A 13,814-nucleotide genomic window follows, 5' to 3' on the forward strand; every position below is an offset into this window, starting at 1 on the left:
ACCCGATATCCCATGATGCTTCCTTAAATCGCCGCTCCTACATCATGGTCTAAAAAAATTCGACCACAACACGGCAGCTCCTACAGGTGTACACATGACCTTGTAGGAGCTGCCGCAGGCTGCGATCTTTTTTCTGAAGTTACTGTGGCGAGGGAGCTTGCTCCCGCTCGGCTGCGCAGCAGTCGCACAACCGTTAACCGCGCGTTGCCGGAGACACCGAGTCAGCAGGGTTTGGGGCCGCTTCGCGCCCCAGCGGGAGCAAGCTCCCTCGCCACAAAAGCCCATTCAGCTCACTTTGTCGCCTGCAATGCCTCAAGCTTGGCCATCACCCCCGCCGCCGTCTGCTCGCCCATCAACTGCTCACGCACCTTGCCCTTGTTGTCGATGATGTAGGTCACCGGCAAGGCCTCACTGCGCGGCAGGTCGAACAGGTCGGCCGGATCCTGCGCCAGCACGGTGAACTTGATGCCCAGCTTCTCGCTGGCAGATTTCAGGTCTTCACCCTGAACGTTGTCGAAGTTGACCCCGAACACCCCAACATTCTTGCTCTTGAGTTCGTCCGCCAAATGATTGAGTTCAGGAATTTCCGTGCGGCACGGGCCACACCATTCGGCCCAGTAATTGATGACTACCCATTGCTTGTCCAGACGCTCGGACGCAACCTTCTGACCATTCTGGTCAATGCCGTAGTCATTGCCGCAGCCCCCCAGCATCAACGCCCCGATTATCGTCAATGCCGCTGCCAGTCGCCGTGTCATGTCATGTTCCCTGGTCAAAAATTGAAGGCGCCTGCGACCCATCGCCTCTGAAGGTTCTGGATTGCGCGCTGCACAGTTAGAATAGCCGCCACTTTACGCCAGAAGCGACCCGCCATGACCGATCTGACGCTTTATCACAATCCGCGCTGCTCGAAATCCCGCGGCGCGCTGGAACTTCTTGAGGCCCGTGGCCTGACCCCGAACGTAGTGCGTTACCTGGAAACGCCGCTGGACGCCGCGCAGATCAAGGCCTTGCTCGGCAAGCTGAACATCAGCGCGCGACAACTGCTGCGCACTGGAGAAGATGAATACAAAATGCTTCAGCTGGCCGACACGAGCCTCAGCGAAGCGCAACTGATCGCCGCCATCGCCGAACACCCGAAACTGATGGAACGGCCGATTCTCGAAGTCGGCGACAAAGCGATAATCGGCCGTCCACCGGAGCAGATCCTGGAGCTGCTGCCGTGAGCGCGCCGTACATTCTGGTTCTGTATTACAGCCGCAACGGTTCGACCAATGAAATGGCCCGGCAGATTGCCCGCGGCGTCGAACAGGCTGGCCTTGAAGCGCGCCTGCGTACCGTACCGGCGATTTCCAGCGAGTGTGAGGCGGTCGCCCCGGACATCCCGGAAGACGGTGCGCTCTACGCCACCCTCGATGACCTGAAGAACTGCGCCGGCCTCGCCCTTGGCAGCCCGACGCGTTTCGGCAACATGGCCGCGCCGCTCAAGTACTTCCTCGACGGCACCAGCAACCTGTGGCTGACCGGCGCTCTGGTGGGTAAACCGGCCGGCGTCTTCACCTCCACCGCCAGCCTGCACGGTGGCCAGGAAACCACCCTGCTGTCGATGATGCTGCCGCTGTTGCACCACGGCATGCTGATCACCGGCCTGCCGTACAGCGAGTCGGCGCTGCTGGAAACCCAGGGCGGCGGTACGCCGTATGGCGCCAGTCATCATGCCGGGGCCGATGGCAAAAAAGGTCTGGATCAGCACGAGATGGCGCTGTGTCGCGCACTCGGCGCACGCCTGGCCAAGACCGCGCAAAAACTGGAGGGCTAAGGGTGGCGAAGAAGCCGAAAGTCCTGCCCTCCGTCGAGTGGCTCGAACCTCGCGTCAAGGCGATGCGGATCGTCAGCCTGTTGTGCTTCTTCGGCCTCGCCGGGCTGCTCGCCGCTTACTACCTGGTATTCGCCGACCTGCACGGCGCCCGACCTTGGGTGATCCTGCTGGTCGAGCTGATCCCGTGGCTGATCCTTGCGCCGGGGATGCTGATGGGCAACGCGCGTGCGCACTCGTGGATGTGTTTTGTGGTGAATCTGTATTTCATCAAGGGCGCATTGGCAGCGTATGACCCGAACCGGCAACTGTTCGGCGTGCTGGAGATGGCCGCGAGCCTGGCGCTGTTCTGCTCGGCGCTGCTGTATGTGCGGTGGCGGTATCAGTTGAATCGCAAGCTGGCGGGTGAAGGCGAGATCAGCGTCGCCTGATCTGACGCCTTCGCGAGCAGGCTCGCTCCCACATTTGAAATGTATTCCCTCTGTGGGAGCGGGCTTGCTCGCGAATGGGGCGACGCGGTCTTAATGGTTGACGGTGTACGCGAGCATCATCGAAATCTGGCTCATCGGCCGCCCGCCACTCTGTTCATGCCACTGATTGAACGCGTTCTGCACAATCGCCAGATCGCGCAGACTGGTCGGCGCCTTGTCGACGATCTTCTGTGCATTCAGCGCCGCGACCACGTCGTAGCTCGGCACGAACGTGTCCTTGCCGACCATGCGCAGGAAGCGCGGCGCCGACAGCCCGCCCAACTGACTCCCGTGCTTTTTCAGGTAGGTCCACAGACCGACGATATCGGTCACCGGCCAGTCGGCGATCAGCGCGCCGAAACTGCCCTTGTCCTTTTCCACATCGAGGATGAACTGGGCATTGCGCGGCACGCTCTTGAGCTTGCCCAGGTGGCGGATGATGCGCGCGTCCTGCATCAGGCGTTCGAGGTGTTCGGCGCTCATCAGCACGACTTTTTCCGGGTCGAACCTGAAGAACACTTCTTCGAAGGCCGGCCACTTGGCGTCCACCAGACTGTGCTTGAGACCAGCGCGAAACACGCGCAGGGCCATGGTCGAGAGGTAACGATCGTCGCTGATCTTGCGCAATTGCGCGGGAGTCTTGGGAACGGGCAGATGGGCTTCCAGTTCTGCCGCCGAACCGAAGCGGTTCAGACAGTATTCGTGCAGCCACTTGTAATCGCGCATGCCCTCTCCTATTGAATGAAACAAAAAACCAATGTGGGAGCGGGCTTGCTCGCGAAGACTGAGTGTCAGTCGGCGCATATAGCGACTGATACACCGCCTTCGCGAGCAAGCCCGCTCCCACCTGGAATGGGTTTACAGATTGACGACGTTAACGAAGCGCGAAGCCGCCGTCTCGTCGATCTTCAGGCTGGTGAAGTCGAACAGGTTGCGGTCGGCCAGTTGCGACGGCACCACGTTCTGCAGACTGCGGAAGATGCTTTCAGTTCGGCCCGGAGTCTTGCGCTCCCAGTCCTGAAGCATTTCCTTGACCACCTGACGCTGCAGGTTTTCCTGCGAACCGCAGAGGTTGCACGGGATGATCGGAAATTCCTTGAAGTCCGAGTAAGCCTGGATGTCTTTCTCGTTGCAGTAGGCCAGCGGGCGGATCACCACGTTTCGCCCGTCGTCGGCGCGCAGCTTCGGCGGCATCGCCTTGAGGGTGCCGTTGAAGAACATGTTGAGGAAGAACGTCTCGACGATGTCGTCACGGTGGTGACCGAGGGCCATCTTGGTCGCGCCGATTTCGTCGGCGAAGGTGTACAGCGTGCCGCGACGCAGGCGCGAGCACAGCGAGCAGGTGGTCTTGCCTTCCGGCACCAGTTCCTTGACCACCGAGTAGGTGTCCTTCTCGACGATGTGGTACTCGACGCCCAGCTCTTTCAGGTAGGCCGGCAGTACGTGCTCGGGGAAGCCCGGCTGCTTCTGATCCATGTTCACCGCGACGATTTCGAACTTGATCGGTGCAACCTTCTGCAGGTGCAGCAGCACGTCGAGCATGGTGTAGCTGTCCTTGCCTCCGGACAGGCAGACCATGACCTTGTCGCCGTCTTCGATCATGTTGAAATCGGCGACCGCTTCGCCGGCCAGGCGGCGCAGGCGCTTTTGCAGTTTGTTCTGGTTGACCGTAAGAGTGCCCATGACGCGAAATCCGTGAGGTGTGACGAAAGGCGGGCATTTTACGCAAAAACCCAGGGAGCGCGAAGGGCCGTGGGTCTGTCCCTTTCAACCGATCCCCTGTGGCGAGGGAGCTTGCTCCCGCTGAGGTGCGAAGCGCCTCCAAACCCGCAGCCGCTATTTTCCTGACACACCAAACTGGAAGGATTGGCGACTGCTGCGCAGCCGAGCGGGAGCAAGCTCCCTCGCCACAGAGGTGATCCGGCCTCAAATGCGCAAGATCCTGCCGCGATTACGCCCTGTTTTTACAGCGCAATTTGCTCTAAGCCCCTAGTCCCTGTGCGGTTAAGTCCTTTCTATACTGCGACATAAGGTCGCACACATCTGAAGACCTGAATTTGCTCGGCCACCTTTGGCCCGTAGGCGCTCCGTTGGGGGGCGATGGCAATAACAAGAGGAGTGACTGGCATGATCCATCACGTAGTGGGACTTTTTACCCACCCCGATCAGGAATGGAAGGAAATCCGTGGCGACCAAGAGGAAAGCATCAGCCACATGTACCTGACGCACACGCTAATCCTGGCGGCGATTCCGGCGGTTTCGGCGTTTATCGGCACCACGCAAGTCGGCTGGGTGATCGGCAATCGCGCACCGGTGATGCTCACCGTGGAAAGTGCGATCTGGATGACCGTGATGTCGTACTTGGCGATGCTCGGCGGGGTCGCAGTGATGGGCGCGTTCGTGCACTGGATGGCCCGCACCTATGACGCCAATCCGAGTCTGGCCCGTTGCGTGGCATTCGCCACCTACACCGCGACACCGTTGTTCGTCGGCGGGCTGGCGGCGCTGTATCCGCACATGTGGCTGGGGATGATCGTCGGCACGGCGGCCATCTGCTACACGGTTTATTTGCTTTACGTGGGGCTGCCGACGTTCATGAACATTCCGTCGGACGAAGGCTTCCTGTTTTCCAGCTCGGTGCTGGCGGTGGGTCTGGTGGTGCTGGTGGCCATCATGGCGTTCACCGTGATTGTCTGGGGCCTCGGCGTGGGGCCGGTATACACCAACTGACAAGCTTCACCCCAGAGAAAAACAAGATCTGCCAATACAGGCCGCCGCAAGGCGGCCTTCTCGTTTGGCGGATGACCATTCGGCAGGTCAGCGATTCGCAAGTCAGGAACGTTGCGGCATACTCGACGCCTCTGGAGATCCATCAAGCATGCCCGAGCAACTCAATACCCGCGTCGAAGACTGTTACCAACTCGCTGAAGCCTTTTTCAAACGTCATTTCCAACGCCCCGTCGTCAGCCTCAAGCTGCGCGGGCAAAAAGCCGGTGTCGCGCATCTGCACGAGAACCTGCTGCGCTTCAACCCGCAGCTGTACCGGGAAAACACCGAACACTTCCTCAAGCAGACCGTGGCCCACGAAGTCGCGCACCTGATCGCCCATCAACTGTTCGGCGACCGTATCCAGCCCCACGGCGAGGAGTGGCAACTGATCATGCGCGGGGTTTACGAACTGCCGCCGGATCGCTGCCACACCTACGCAATCAAACGCCGCAGCGTGACCCGCTACATCTACAAATGCCCGTGCGCCGACAGTGATTTTCCGTTTTCGGCGCAGCGTCATAGCCTGGTGCGCCAAGGGCGACGGTATTTGTGCCGGCGTTGTCGCAACACCTTGGTGTTCAGTGGTGAGATGCGGGTGGAATAGGCGGTTTGGTGTTGTCGCCGCCGACGCCTTCGCGAGCAAGCCCGCTCCCACATTTTGAAATGCATTCCCCTGTGGGAGCGGGCTTGCTCGCGAAAGGGCCGGTACAAACGCTAGAGAATCACCTTGGCACGCCGCAACTCGGCAATCCGCTCAGCATCAAACCCCAACTCCCCCAACACCTGCTCAGTATGCTGTCCCAACCCCGCGCCAACATGCCGCGGCGCCGGCAGCGCCTCGGTGAATTTCAGCGGACAGGCAATCTGCGCCTGGGTCGTACCGTCGCCACGCGGCACCTGGGTCACCAGCTCCCGCGCCTGCAACTGCGGATGTTGCACCGCCTCGCTCAGGTTCAAGACCGGTTCGACGCAGGCATCGACTCCGGCGAACAATTCACACAACTCGGCAAAGTCGTGCTTCTCGAATTCAACTTTCAGCGCATCCTTCAATAACCGCTGCTGCTCGGGTTTCGGCGACAAGCCCTGCGCCGCCAGCTCCGGCCGGCCCAACGCCGTACACAGTTGCTGCATGAACCCCGGCTCAAGACTGCCTACCGACAACCAGCGCCCGTCGCGGGAACGGTAGTAGTCATAGAAGCTGCCGCCATTGAGCATCTGTTCTTCCCAATGCGGTTCCTCGCCACAGGCCAGATACCCGGCACCGGCCATGGCGTTCAGGCTGAAGGCGCAATCGGTCATGCTCACGTCCAGATGCGTGCCCTGCCCGGTCTGCTGCCGGGCGATGACCGCCGCCAGCAGGCCGATCACCCCATGCAGCGAACCACCTGCGATATCCGCCACCTGCATGCCCAGCGGCAACGGCCCGCTGTCGGCGCGGCCGGTGTAACTGGAAAGACCGGCCAGGGCGAGGTAGTTGATGTCATGCCCGGCGCGATCCTTGTACGGCCCGGTCTGGCCATAGCCGGTGATCGACACGTAAATCAGCTTCGGGTTGATCGCTTTCAGCGCCTCATAACCCAGGCCCAGACGCTCCATCACACCGGGGCGGAACTGCTCGAGGACAATGTCGTATTCGCCCAGCAACTGCCTGACCACCTCCAGCGCTTCCGGCTGTTTGAGATCCAGCGCCAGGCTGCGCTTGTTGCGATTGAGGTAAGCGTGGCTGGCTGACACACCTTGATCATGCGGCGGCAGCACCCGCAGCAGATCCATGCGCGTCGGTGATTCAATGCGCAGCACTTCGGCGCCCATGTCCGCCAGCAACAGCGAGGCAAATGGCCCCGGCAGCAGGGTCGAGAAATCCAGAATCTTCAGTGAGGCCAGCGGCGCGGACATGGGCGAACTCCTTGGGCGATGCACTCAGCCTAGGCAGCGCTGCCGCGCACGGCAATCACCGGATGCATCAGCGGCAGTGACCGTAATGCTCAAATCGCAGGCAATAAAAAACCCCTGTAGCGAGGGGATTCATCCCCGATGGACTGCGCAGCAGTCCCCTTCTATCTAAGAAGGGGCCGCTTCGCGACCCATCGGGGATGAATCCCCTCACCACAAGGGCTCTCAGACTCCAGCATTATACTGGAGCCAATTCAGATTACTTGACGTTGCTCGGGGTAGCACCTTCAGCCACACCCAGGTCATCTTCCGGACGGGTATCCGCGATACCGCGACCACCCGAAGCCAGCTCGGATTGCAGCACGTCGGTGTCCAGCTCTTTCACCCACTTGGCAACCACGATGGTCGCCACGGCGTTGCCGACCAGGTTGGTCAGGGCGCGGGCTTCAGACATGAAGCGGTCGATACCGAGGATCAGCGCCAGACCGGCCACCGGCAAGTGACCGACTGCCGACAGGGTGGCGGCCAGCACGATGAAGCCCGAACCGGTCACACCGGCGGCGCCTTTGGAGGACAGCAGCAACACCACCAGCAGGGTGATCTGATGGGTGATGTCCATGTGCGTGTCGGTGGCCTGAGCAATGAACACTGCAGCCATGGTCAGGTAGATCGCGGTACCGTCGAGGTTGAACGAATAACCGGTCGGGATCACCAGACCCACGACGGATTTCTTCGCACCCAGACGCTCCATCTTGATCAGCATGCGTGGCAGTACCGATTCCGAAGACGAGGTACCGAGTACGATCAGCAGTTCTTCACGGATGTAGCGGATCATCTTCAGCACGCTGAAGCCGTGCATGCGGGCGATGGCACCCAGCACGATCAGGATGAAGGCCAGGCAGGTGATGTAGAAGCAGGCCATCAGTTGACCCAACTGCACCAGCGAACCGACACCGTAGGCACCGATGGTGAACGCCATCGCACCGAAGGCACCGATTGGCGCGAGCTTCATGATCATGTTGATGATGTTGAACATCACGTGGGCGAAGCGATCGATGAAGTCGAGGATCGGACGGCCATAGTCACCCAGGCGATGCAGGGCGAAACCGAAGATCACCGAGAACATCAGCACTTGCAGGATGTCACCGGTAGCGAACGCGCCGACGATGGTGGTCGGGATCACGTTGAGCAGGAAGCCGACTACGCTCTGGTCTGCACCTTGCTGCACGTAGGTCGCGACTTTCGAGGCGTCCAGGGTGCTGACGTCGATGTGCATGCCGTTGCCCGGCTGCACGATGTTGACCACGATCAGGCCCACCAGCAGGGCGATGGTCGAAACGATTTCGAAGTACAGGAGTGCATAACCGCCGGTCTTGCCGACCGACTTCATGCTTTGCATGCCAGCGATGCCGCTGACCACGGTGCAGAAGATGATCGGGGCGATGATCATTTTGATCAGCTTGATGAATCCGTCACCCAGTGGCTTTACCGCCACACCGAACTGCGGGTAGTAGTGACCAAGGGCAATACCGATGATGATCGCGACGATCACCTGGAAATACAGGGATTTGTACAGTGGCTGACGAGTCGTCATTGCAAGTGTCCTCAAGCGTCCCGCGAGCAACATCCATCTGTTGGGCGCAGAACCTGAATTGCGAACCCTCCTGCACTGGAGGGATTTGTTGTTGGAGCGGCGCTATTCCTGCGGAATAGACGCACACTTCTGTCGCTCTTATCGCAAACGCCGTGCCACTTTGGTGCAATTCGCTGCAAGCCTTTTGATATCAGGGGATGCAGAGTATTTTTTGTCACTGCCCGGTGACGCCAGTGTGGCGGATTTCCGCCAAGTCAGCGGCTCTCGTCCTACAATTTGGCGGAAATCCGCCTTGTTGCCCTGCGCATGCCCCGGCTACCATCCAGCGCCTGAGGAAGGATCTGCCGCTTATGCGCGAACGTACCATCGCCAGTCATTTCGCCCGTGCCGCCCTCGGTGGCGCACGCCGTTCGGGGTTCGACTATGCGCCGCTGCTGCAGCAACTGGGCATCAGCCCCGAGTTGCTCGATGAACCACGGGCGAGGATTGCCCCGGAGCAATTCACCCAACTGATCCAGAACCTGTGGCTGGCGCTGGATGACGAATACCTGGGTTTCGGCAATGCGCCAAGCAAGCCCGGCAGCTTCGCGATGATGTGCCACGCGCTGATCCACTGCCGCAATCTGGAGAAGGCACTGCAACGCGGTTTATTGTTTTATAGCCTATTCCCCGAGGCTCCGCGTCTGAGCCTGAGCCGCGAAGACGAATGGGTGCGCCTGAGCCTTGATGACTCGCAGTTATGGGACCCGGATCACTTTCTCAGCGAGAGCCTGCTGGTGATCTGGCATCGCCTCGGCAGTTGGCTGATTGGCCAGCGGATTCGTCTGGAGCAGGCCACCTTCAGTTATCCGAAACCGGCGCACGGTGCCGAGTACGACCTGTTATTCCCCTGCCCTTTGGTGTTTTGCGCCCAGCAAAGCAGCCTGTTGTTCCACAGTCGCTATCTGTCGATGCCGCTGTTGCAGGACGAACGCACCCTCAAGCACTTTCTCGAACGCTCACCCGCCGACCTGCTATCGCGCCCGGACGACGGTGACAGCCTCAGCAGTCGCCTGCGCCGCTTGCTCAGCCGCGACAGTGCGCAGTGGCCGGATCTCGAAGCGGTGGCCGCGCAGCTGCACATCAGCCCGCAAACCCTGCGTCGGCATTTGCGTGAGGAAGGCAGCAGTTTTCAGGAATTGAAGGATCAGTTGCGCCGCGACATCGCGATCTATCATCTGGGACGGGCGGATCTGTCGTTGCAACAGATTGCCGAGCAGTTGGGATTTTCCGAACCGTCGGCGTTTCACCGGGCGTTCAAGAAATGGACCGGGCTGACGCCGGGGGCGTATCGGGCGCAAGAGCAGTAAGACCTGCGGTGAACTGACTGGCGCTATCGCGAGCAGGCTCACTCCTACATTTGAAATGCATTCCCCTTGTAGGAGTGAGCCTGCTCGCGATGACGTCAGAACAGCCAACACCTAAACCGCAGGAAACTGAATCCTGAACGCCGCCCCGCCCATCGGTGAATCCCCAAGCATCAGCTTGGCGTTGTAGCTTTCGATGATGTCCTTGACCACCGCCAGCCCGATGCCCTGCCCCGGATGCTGGCGATCCAGCCGCTCACCACGCTCGAGAATCCGCGCGCGCTGATTCGGCGGCACACCGGGGCCGTCGTCTTCGATGCACAACTCGATGCCGGCGAGGGTCTCGCGCACGCTGATGCGCACTTCGCCCAGGCACAGGCGATAGGCGTTCTCCAGCAGGTTGCCCATCATCTCCAGCAGCGCGCCCTGCTCGATCGGCACGTAACAGTGCTCCGGCAGATCGAAGGCCACCCGCACGTGTTTGTCGCGGTAGACCTTGTCCAGCGTGTCGCACAGGCTTTTGAGCACCGGTTGCAGCCGCACCTGATGGCGCACCAAGCCGCTCTTGCGCAGGCTGGCGCGCTGCAGTTGATAGCTGATCTGCTGACTCATGCGCTCGATCTGGGTTTGCAGCACCCAGGCCTGATCGCGATCTTCCGGGCGTTGGGCCATGTCTTCACTGACCCCTTGCAGTACCGCCAACGGGGTTTTCAGGCTGTGCGCCAGATCATCGAGGGAGTCACGGTAGCGGCTGCGCTGCTGGCGCTCACTGTGCAGCAAACGGTTGAGCGAGCCGGTCAGGCGCAGCAGTTCGCGCGGGTGCTGTTCGGTGAGGCTTTCACGAGTGCCGCTTTCGATCTCGTCGAGTTCCTGACTCAGCCGGCGCAACGCCTTGAGGCCCCAGGTCAGGCCGATCCATAACAGCGCCAGCAGCACCAGCAATGCGGCGCCGAAGCCCAGGTAGAGATTTTCGCGCAGGCCTTCGAGGGTGTTTTCGTATTCGCGCACCGGTTGCAGAGCGACGATGCTGAACGCGGCACTTTTACCGCCGAGCAGTTTGACTTCGACGTCGTAGACGAAGAACTCCTGGCCATTGCTCTCGCGGATCCGCGCGAACTCGTTGCCCATGCCGTCGTAACGCGGCTTGTAGTTGATCTGCTCTTCCTGCGTGCCTTTCGAGCGCCAGACCAGTTTGCCTTCGCGGTCGTAGATGTAGCCGAGCAGGCGGTTGTCGGTGAGGTTGAAGCGCTCATCCGGCAGCTGCGCCGGCATCACCAGATGGCCACTGTCGACGCGTGCCGCCGAGATCAGCGTGGTGACGTCCGAGGCCAGGCGCTGCTCGATCGAGTCCTGCAACGCCAGGCTGAACGCGCCCTGCATGGCCGGCAGCAAGCCGAGCATGAACAACACCGCCAACGTGGTGGCGGCGAGCATCAAGCGAACGCGAAGAGAACGAATCAAGTGCAGCGCTCATTGAACAGGTAGCCGAGACCGCGCACGGTGTCGATCGGCTTGAACCCGCCCGGTCCTTCGAGCTTGCGGCGCAGACGGCCGACCAGCACTTCGATCACGTTCGGATCACGCTCGTCATCATCCGGATAGAGCTGTTCCATCAGGCGATCCTTGGGCACCACTTGCTGGTGGTGGCGCATCAGGTATTCGAGGATGCGGTATTCGTAGGCGGTCAGTGCCAGCGGCTCTTCATCCAGCGACGCCTGCTTGCGATTGAGATCAAGCAACAACGGCCCGGCGACGATGGTCGACTGGGTGAAGCCGCTGGAGCGACGCAGCAAGGCATTCAGGCGCGCGTCGAGTTCCTCGAACTGGAACGGCTTGACCACGTAGTCGTCGGCACCGGCGGCGAGGCCTTCGACCTTGTCCTGCCAATTGCCGCGCGCGGTGAGGATCAGGATCGGAAAGGTCTTGCCGCTCGAGCGCAACTGCCGGATCAGGTCCAGACCGCCCATGCCCGGCAGACCGAGGTCAATCACCGCCAGATCGAAGTTGAACTGCCCGGTCTGGTACAGCGCCTCTTCGGCATTGGCCACGGACTCGACCACGTGACCGCTCTCCGTCAGGCGGGTTTGCAGGTGATGGCGCAACAGCGCTTCATCTTCGACGACCAACAGTTTCATAACGCTCTCCCGGGTAAATCAAAAACTCCAACAACGCATGTGTGGGAGCGGGCTTGCTCGCGAAGACGATGTATCAGCCAACATTGTTGTCGACTGATAGACCGCTTTCGCGAGCAAGCTCGCTCCCACAGGGTCTAGAACGAACCGCGCTTTAGAAAGCGTAGTTCGCCGACAGGTAAGTCTGGGCGCTGCTGGTCAAGTCCAGCGAGCCTTGCTTGCTGCCACCGCTTTCTTTCATTTCAGTGCTGGCGTTGCTCATCAGGTAACGGTAACCGAGTTCCACCGAAACGTTCTGCGCCACTTGTTGCAGCACACCGAACTGGCCACCGACGGCGTAACCGATGTCGCTGTCACGGCTATAGCCCGGCGAGTCCTGAGTCAGCTTGGTCAAACCGGCCGTTGCACCACCGAACAGTTTGGTGCTGCCGCCCACTGGATAGAACAGATCGTAGCTGCCCAGCAGGTTTTCCTGGCGCAGTTTAATGCCATTGTGCGAACCGGACACGTTGTCGTAGGTCGCGTAGTAACGACCTTGCGAGTTTTGCTGACCGAGGCGCACGCCGTAGGTGTTGTTGCCGTCGATTGCGCCGCTGGCGTCAGGGTGGCCAAGGTTGTCGTTCAGCGCGTGGGATTTTTTAACCTTGTCACTGGTCTGGCCAAAGGTCAGGCCGGCGAAGTTGCTGGTGTCATCGGCATGTGCCGCAAGGCTGGAGCCCAACAAGGTAAAAGCCAGCAGCAGTTTGTTTAGACGATTCATCGCGTTTCCTCTTTCACAGTGCTGTTTGGGTATGGCGCAAGGTTACTGACCCGCCCCTGTACCTGCCCTGAACACTCTCTGAACCTGCGCTGAATCAAATCGACTAGGCTGTCCTGACCACTTTCGATAAGGAGACCGACCATGCGCCTGTTCCTCGCCCTCGTCTTGCTCGCGGCCAGCAGCCTGGCCAACGCCGCGATCAAGACTCAGGAGATTCCCTACCAGAGTGCCGACGGCACCAAGCTGATCGGCTACTACGCCTATGACGACGCGATCAAGGGCAAACGCCCGGGAGTCGTCGTGGTGCATGAATGGTGGGGCCTTAACGATTACGCCAAACGTCGCGCCCGCGACCTCGCCGAACTGGGCTACAGCGCGCTGGCGATCGACATGTATGGCGAAGGCAAGAACACCGAACATCCCAAGGATGCGATGGCGTTCATGCAGGCCGCGACCCAGGATGCTGCGGCCTCCAGCAAACGTTTCGAGGCCGGGTTGAACCTGCTGAAAAAGCAGCCGCAGACCGACGTCAATAAAATCGCCGCCATCGGTTACTGCTTCGGCGGTGGCGTGGTGCTCAACGCCGCGCGTCAGGGCGAGCCGCTGGCGGGCGTGGTGAGTTTCCACGGTGCGCTGGCGACCACCACCCCGGCGACGCCCGGCAGTGTGAAGGCGAAGATTCTGGTCGAGCACGGTGCGCTGGATAGCATGGTCACCCCGGACAACGTCACCGCGTTCAAATCTGAAATGGACAAGGCCGGCGCCGACTATAAGTTCGTCAGCCTCGACGGCGCCAAACATGGCTTCACCAATCCGGATGCCGATCGCTTGAGCCATGGTGAACACGGTGGCCCGGATATCGGTTACAACAAGGCGGCCGATGAAAAATCCTGGGCGGACATGAAGGCGTTCTTCCAGAAAATCTTTGGCTGATCAGATAGATTGCAGCGCGGCCTCCGCGGGCAGGGGCGCTCCCCCCAGGGGGTGCGGTCCCAAAGGGGGGGCGGGGCTGCTCCGCGGAGGCGCCCCCGCGG

At 60.6% G+C, this 13,814-nt stretch carries 15 protein-coding genes; 7 read left to right on the forward strand and 8 right to left on the reverse strand.

Translation table 11 applies throughout. The annotated features are described in order from the left end of the window. Positions 1-290 precede the first annotated feature (290 nt). A complete protein-coding gene (locus LVD08_RS26745; protein WP_027612297.1) occupies positions 291-758 on the reverse strand; it encodes a TlpA disulfide reductase family protein in 468 nt (155 codons plus the stop codon). A 114-nt stretch (positions 759-872) separates the two neighbouring features. Here LVD08_RS26745 and arsC point away from each other — a divergent pair, with 114 nt between their 5' ends. Genes arsC through LVD08_RS26760 form a run of 3 tightly spaced genes read left to right on the forward strand, consistent with a single transcriptional unit; the run spans position 873 to position 2,247 of the window. Further along, positions 873-1,226 (forward strand): arsenate reductase (glutaredoxin), encoded by a 354-nt coding sequence (gene arsC, locus LVD08_RS26750; protein ID WP_247269681.1) that lies wholly within the window; start codon positions 873-875, stop codon positions 1,224-1,226. Then, positions 1,223-1,819, forward strand: a complete 597-nt coding sequence (wrbA, locus tag LVD08_RS26755) for an NAD(P)H:quinone oxidoreductase (protein WP_115989123.1) — start codon at positions 1,223-1,225, stop codon at positions 1,817-1,819. The genes arsC and wrbA overlap by 4 nt, the downstream gene beginning before the upstream one ends. 2 nt (positions 1,820-1,821) lie before the next feature. Continuing rightward, entirely contained in the window at positions 1,822-2,247 is a 426-nt protein-coding gene (locus LVD08_RS26760; RefSeq protein ID WP_135296356.1) for a DUF2069 domain-containing protein, read from the forward strand. A gap of 90 nt (positions 2,248-2,337) precedes the next feature. On the opposite strand, the gene LVD08_RS26765 is transcribed toward LVD08_RS26760, so the two are convergent. Further along, the gene (locus LVD08_RS26765; protein ID WP_098965089.1) at positions 2,338-3,012 is read right to left on the reverse strand and encodes a DNA-3-methyladenine glycosylase I; all 675 of its coding nucleotides are present in this window, start codon (positions 3,010-3,012) and stop codon (positions 2,338-2,340) included. Positions 3,013-3,144: 132 nt separating this feature from the next. Continuing rightward, complete coding sequence (gene ttcA / locus LVD08_RS26770) at positions 3,145-3,969, reverse strand: tRNA 2-thiocytidine(32) synthetase TtcA (protein WP_007968702.1); 825 nt, start codon at positions 3,967-3,969, stop codon at positions 3,145-3,147. 444 nt (positions 3,970-4,413) lie between these two features. On the opposite strand from ttcA, the gene LVD08_RS26775 reads away from it, so the two are divergent. Together LVD08_RS26775 and LVD08_RS26780 are read left to right on the forward strand one after the other, a co-directional pair. Next, positions 4,414-5,016: a Yip1 family protein gene (locus LVD08_RS26775; RefSeq protein WP_007917515.1), complete on the forward strand. Its 603-nt coding sequence runs from the start codon at positions 4,414-4,416 to the stop codon at positions 5,014-5,016. A gap of 148 nt (positions 5,017-5,164) precedes the next feature. Further along, positions 5,165-5,659, forward strand: a complete 495-nt coding sequence (locus LVD08_RS26780; protein WP_003227192.1) for a SprT family zinc-dependent metalloprotease — start codon at positions 5,165-5,167, stop codon at positions 5,657-5,659. Between the two features lie 110 nt (positions 5,660-5,769). Here the strand turns inward: LVD08_RS26780 and LVD08_RS26785 are convergent, their stop codons facing one another. Beyond that, positions 5,770-6,951 carry a CaiB/BaiF CoA transferase family protein gene (locus LVD08_RS26785; RefSeq protein ID WP_247269682.1) on the reverse strand — a complete coding sequence of 394 codons (1,182 nt, stop codon included), beginning with the start codon at positions 6,949-6,951 and terminating at the stop codon, positions 5,770-5,772. Positions 6,952-7,207: 256 nt separating this feature from the next. After that, complete coding sequence (locus tag LVD08_RS26790; RefSeq protein WP_027612291.1) at positions 7,208-8,542, reverse strand: dicarboxylate/amino acid:cation symporter; 1,335 nt, start codon at positions 8,540-8,542, stop codon at positions 7,208-7,210. Positions 8,543-8,892: 350 nt separating this feature from the next. Between LVD08_RS26790 and LVD08_RS26795 the strand changes: the two genes are divergently transcribed. Next, a complete protein-coding gene (locus LVD08_RS26795) occupies positions 8,893-9,891 on the forward strand; it encodes an AraC family transcriptional regulator (protein WP_247269683.1) in 999 nt (332 codons plus the stop codon). A 111-nt stretch (positions 9,892-10,002) separates the two neighbouring features. Here LVD08_RS26795 and LVD08_RS26800 read toward each other — a convergent pair whose 3' ends face one another. The 3 genes from LVD08_RS26800 to LVD08_RS26810 form a co-directional block, all read right to left on the reverse strand. Then, a complete protein-coding gene (locus LVD08_RS26800) occupies positions 10,003-11,349 on the reverse strand; it encodes an ATP-binding protein (RefSeq protein ID WP_027612289.1) in 1,347 nt (448 codons plus the stop codon). Further along, positions 11,346-12,023, reverse strand: a complete 678-nt coding sequence (locus LVD08_RS26805; protein ID WP_027612288.1) for a response regulator transcription factor — start codon at positions 12,021-12,023, stop codon at positions 11,346-11,348. Before LVD08_RS26805 ends, LVD08_RS26800 begins: the two co-directional genes overlap by 4 nt. Before the next feature lie 151 nt (positions 12,024-12,174). Further along, positions 12,175-12,780 carry a membrane protein gene (locus LVD08_RS26810; RefSeq protein ID WP_027612287.1) on the reverse strand — a complete coding sequence of 202 codons (606 nt, stop codon included), beginning with the start codon at positions 12,778-12,780 and terminating at the stop codon, positions 12,175-12,177. 141 nt (positions 12,781-12,921) lie between these two features. On the opposite strand from LVD08_RS26810, the gene LVD08_RS26815 reads away from it, so the two are divergent. Further along, positions 12,922-13,713 (forward strand): dienelactone hydrolase family protein, encoded by a 792-nt coding sequence (locus tag LVD08_RS26815; protein ID WP_183784364.1) that lies wholly within the window; start codon positions 12,922-12,924, stop codon positions 13,711-13,713. Positions 13,714-13,814: the final 101 nt, after the last annotated feature.

Origin of the sequence: Pseudomonas sp. YL2 (assembly GCF_023063025.1) — a bacterium.
Classification (GTDB): domain Bacteria; phylum Pseudomonadota; class Gammaproteobacteria; order Pseudomonadales; family Pseudomonadaceae; genus Aquipseudomonas; species Aquipseudomonas putida_A.

Coding starts and splice junctions, on each gene's coding strand:
- LVD08_RS26745 (WP_027612297.1), bottom strand. CDS start 758: ATGACACGGCGACTGGCAGCGGCATTGACGATAATCGGGGCGTTGATG.
- arsC (WP_247269681.1), top strand. CDS start 873: ATGACCGATCTGACGCTTTATCACAATCCGCGCTGCTCGAAATCCCGC.
- LVD08_RS26765 (WP_098965089.1), bottom strand. CDS start 3,012: ATGCGCGATTACAAGTGGCTGCACGAATACTGTCTGAACCGCTTCGGT.
- ttcA (WP_007968702.1), bottom strand. CDS start 3,969: ATGGGCACTCTTACGGTCAACCAGAACAAACTGCAAAAGCGCCTGCGC.
- LVD08_RS26775 (WP_007917515.1), top strand. CDS start 4,414: ATGATCCATCACGTAGTGGGACTTTTTACCCACCCCGATCAGGAATGG.
- LVD08_RS26780 (WP_003227192.1), top strand. CDS start 5,165: ATGCCCGAGCAACTCAATACCCGCGTCGAAGACTGTTACCAACTCGCT.
- LVD08_RS26785 (WP_247269682.1), bottom strand. CDS start 6,951: ATGTCCGCGCCGCTGGCCTCACTGAAGATTCTGGATTTCTCGACCCTG.
- LVD08_RS26790 (WP_027612291.1), bottom strand. CDS start 8,542: ATGACGACTCGTCAGCCACTGTACAAATCCCTGTATTTCCAGGTGATC.
- LVD08_RS26795 (WP_247269683.1), top strand. CDS start 8,893: ATGCGCGAACGTACCATCGCCAGTCATTTCGCCCGTGCCGCCCTCGGT.
- LVD08_RS26805 (WP_027612288.1), bottom strand. CDS start 12,023: ATGAAACTGTTGGTCGTCGAAGATGAAGCGCTGTTGCGCCATCACCTG.
- LVD08_RS26810 (WP_027612287.1), bottom strand. CDS start 12,780: ATGAATCGTCTAAACAAACTGCTGCTGGCTTTTACCTTGTTGGGCTCC.
- LVD08_RS26815 (WP_183784364.1), top strand. CDS start 12,922: ATGCGCCTGTTCCTCGCCCTCGTCTTGCTCGCGGCCAGCAGCCTGGCC.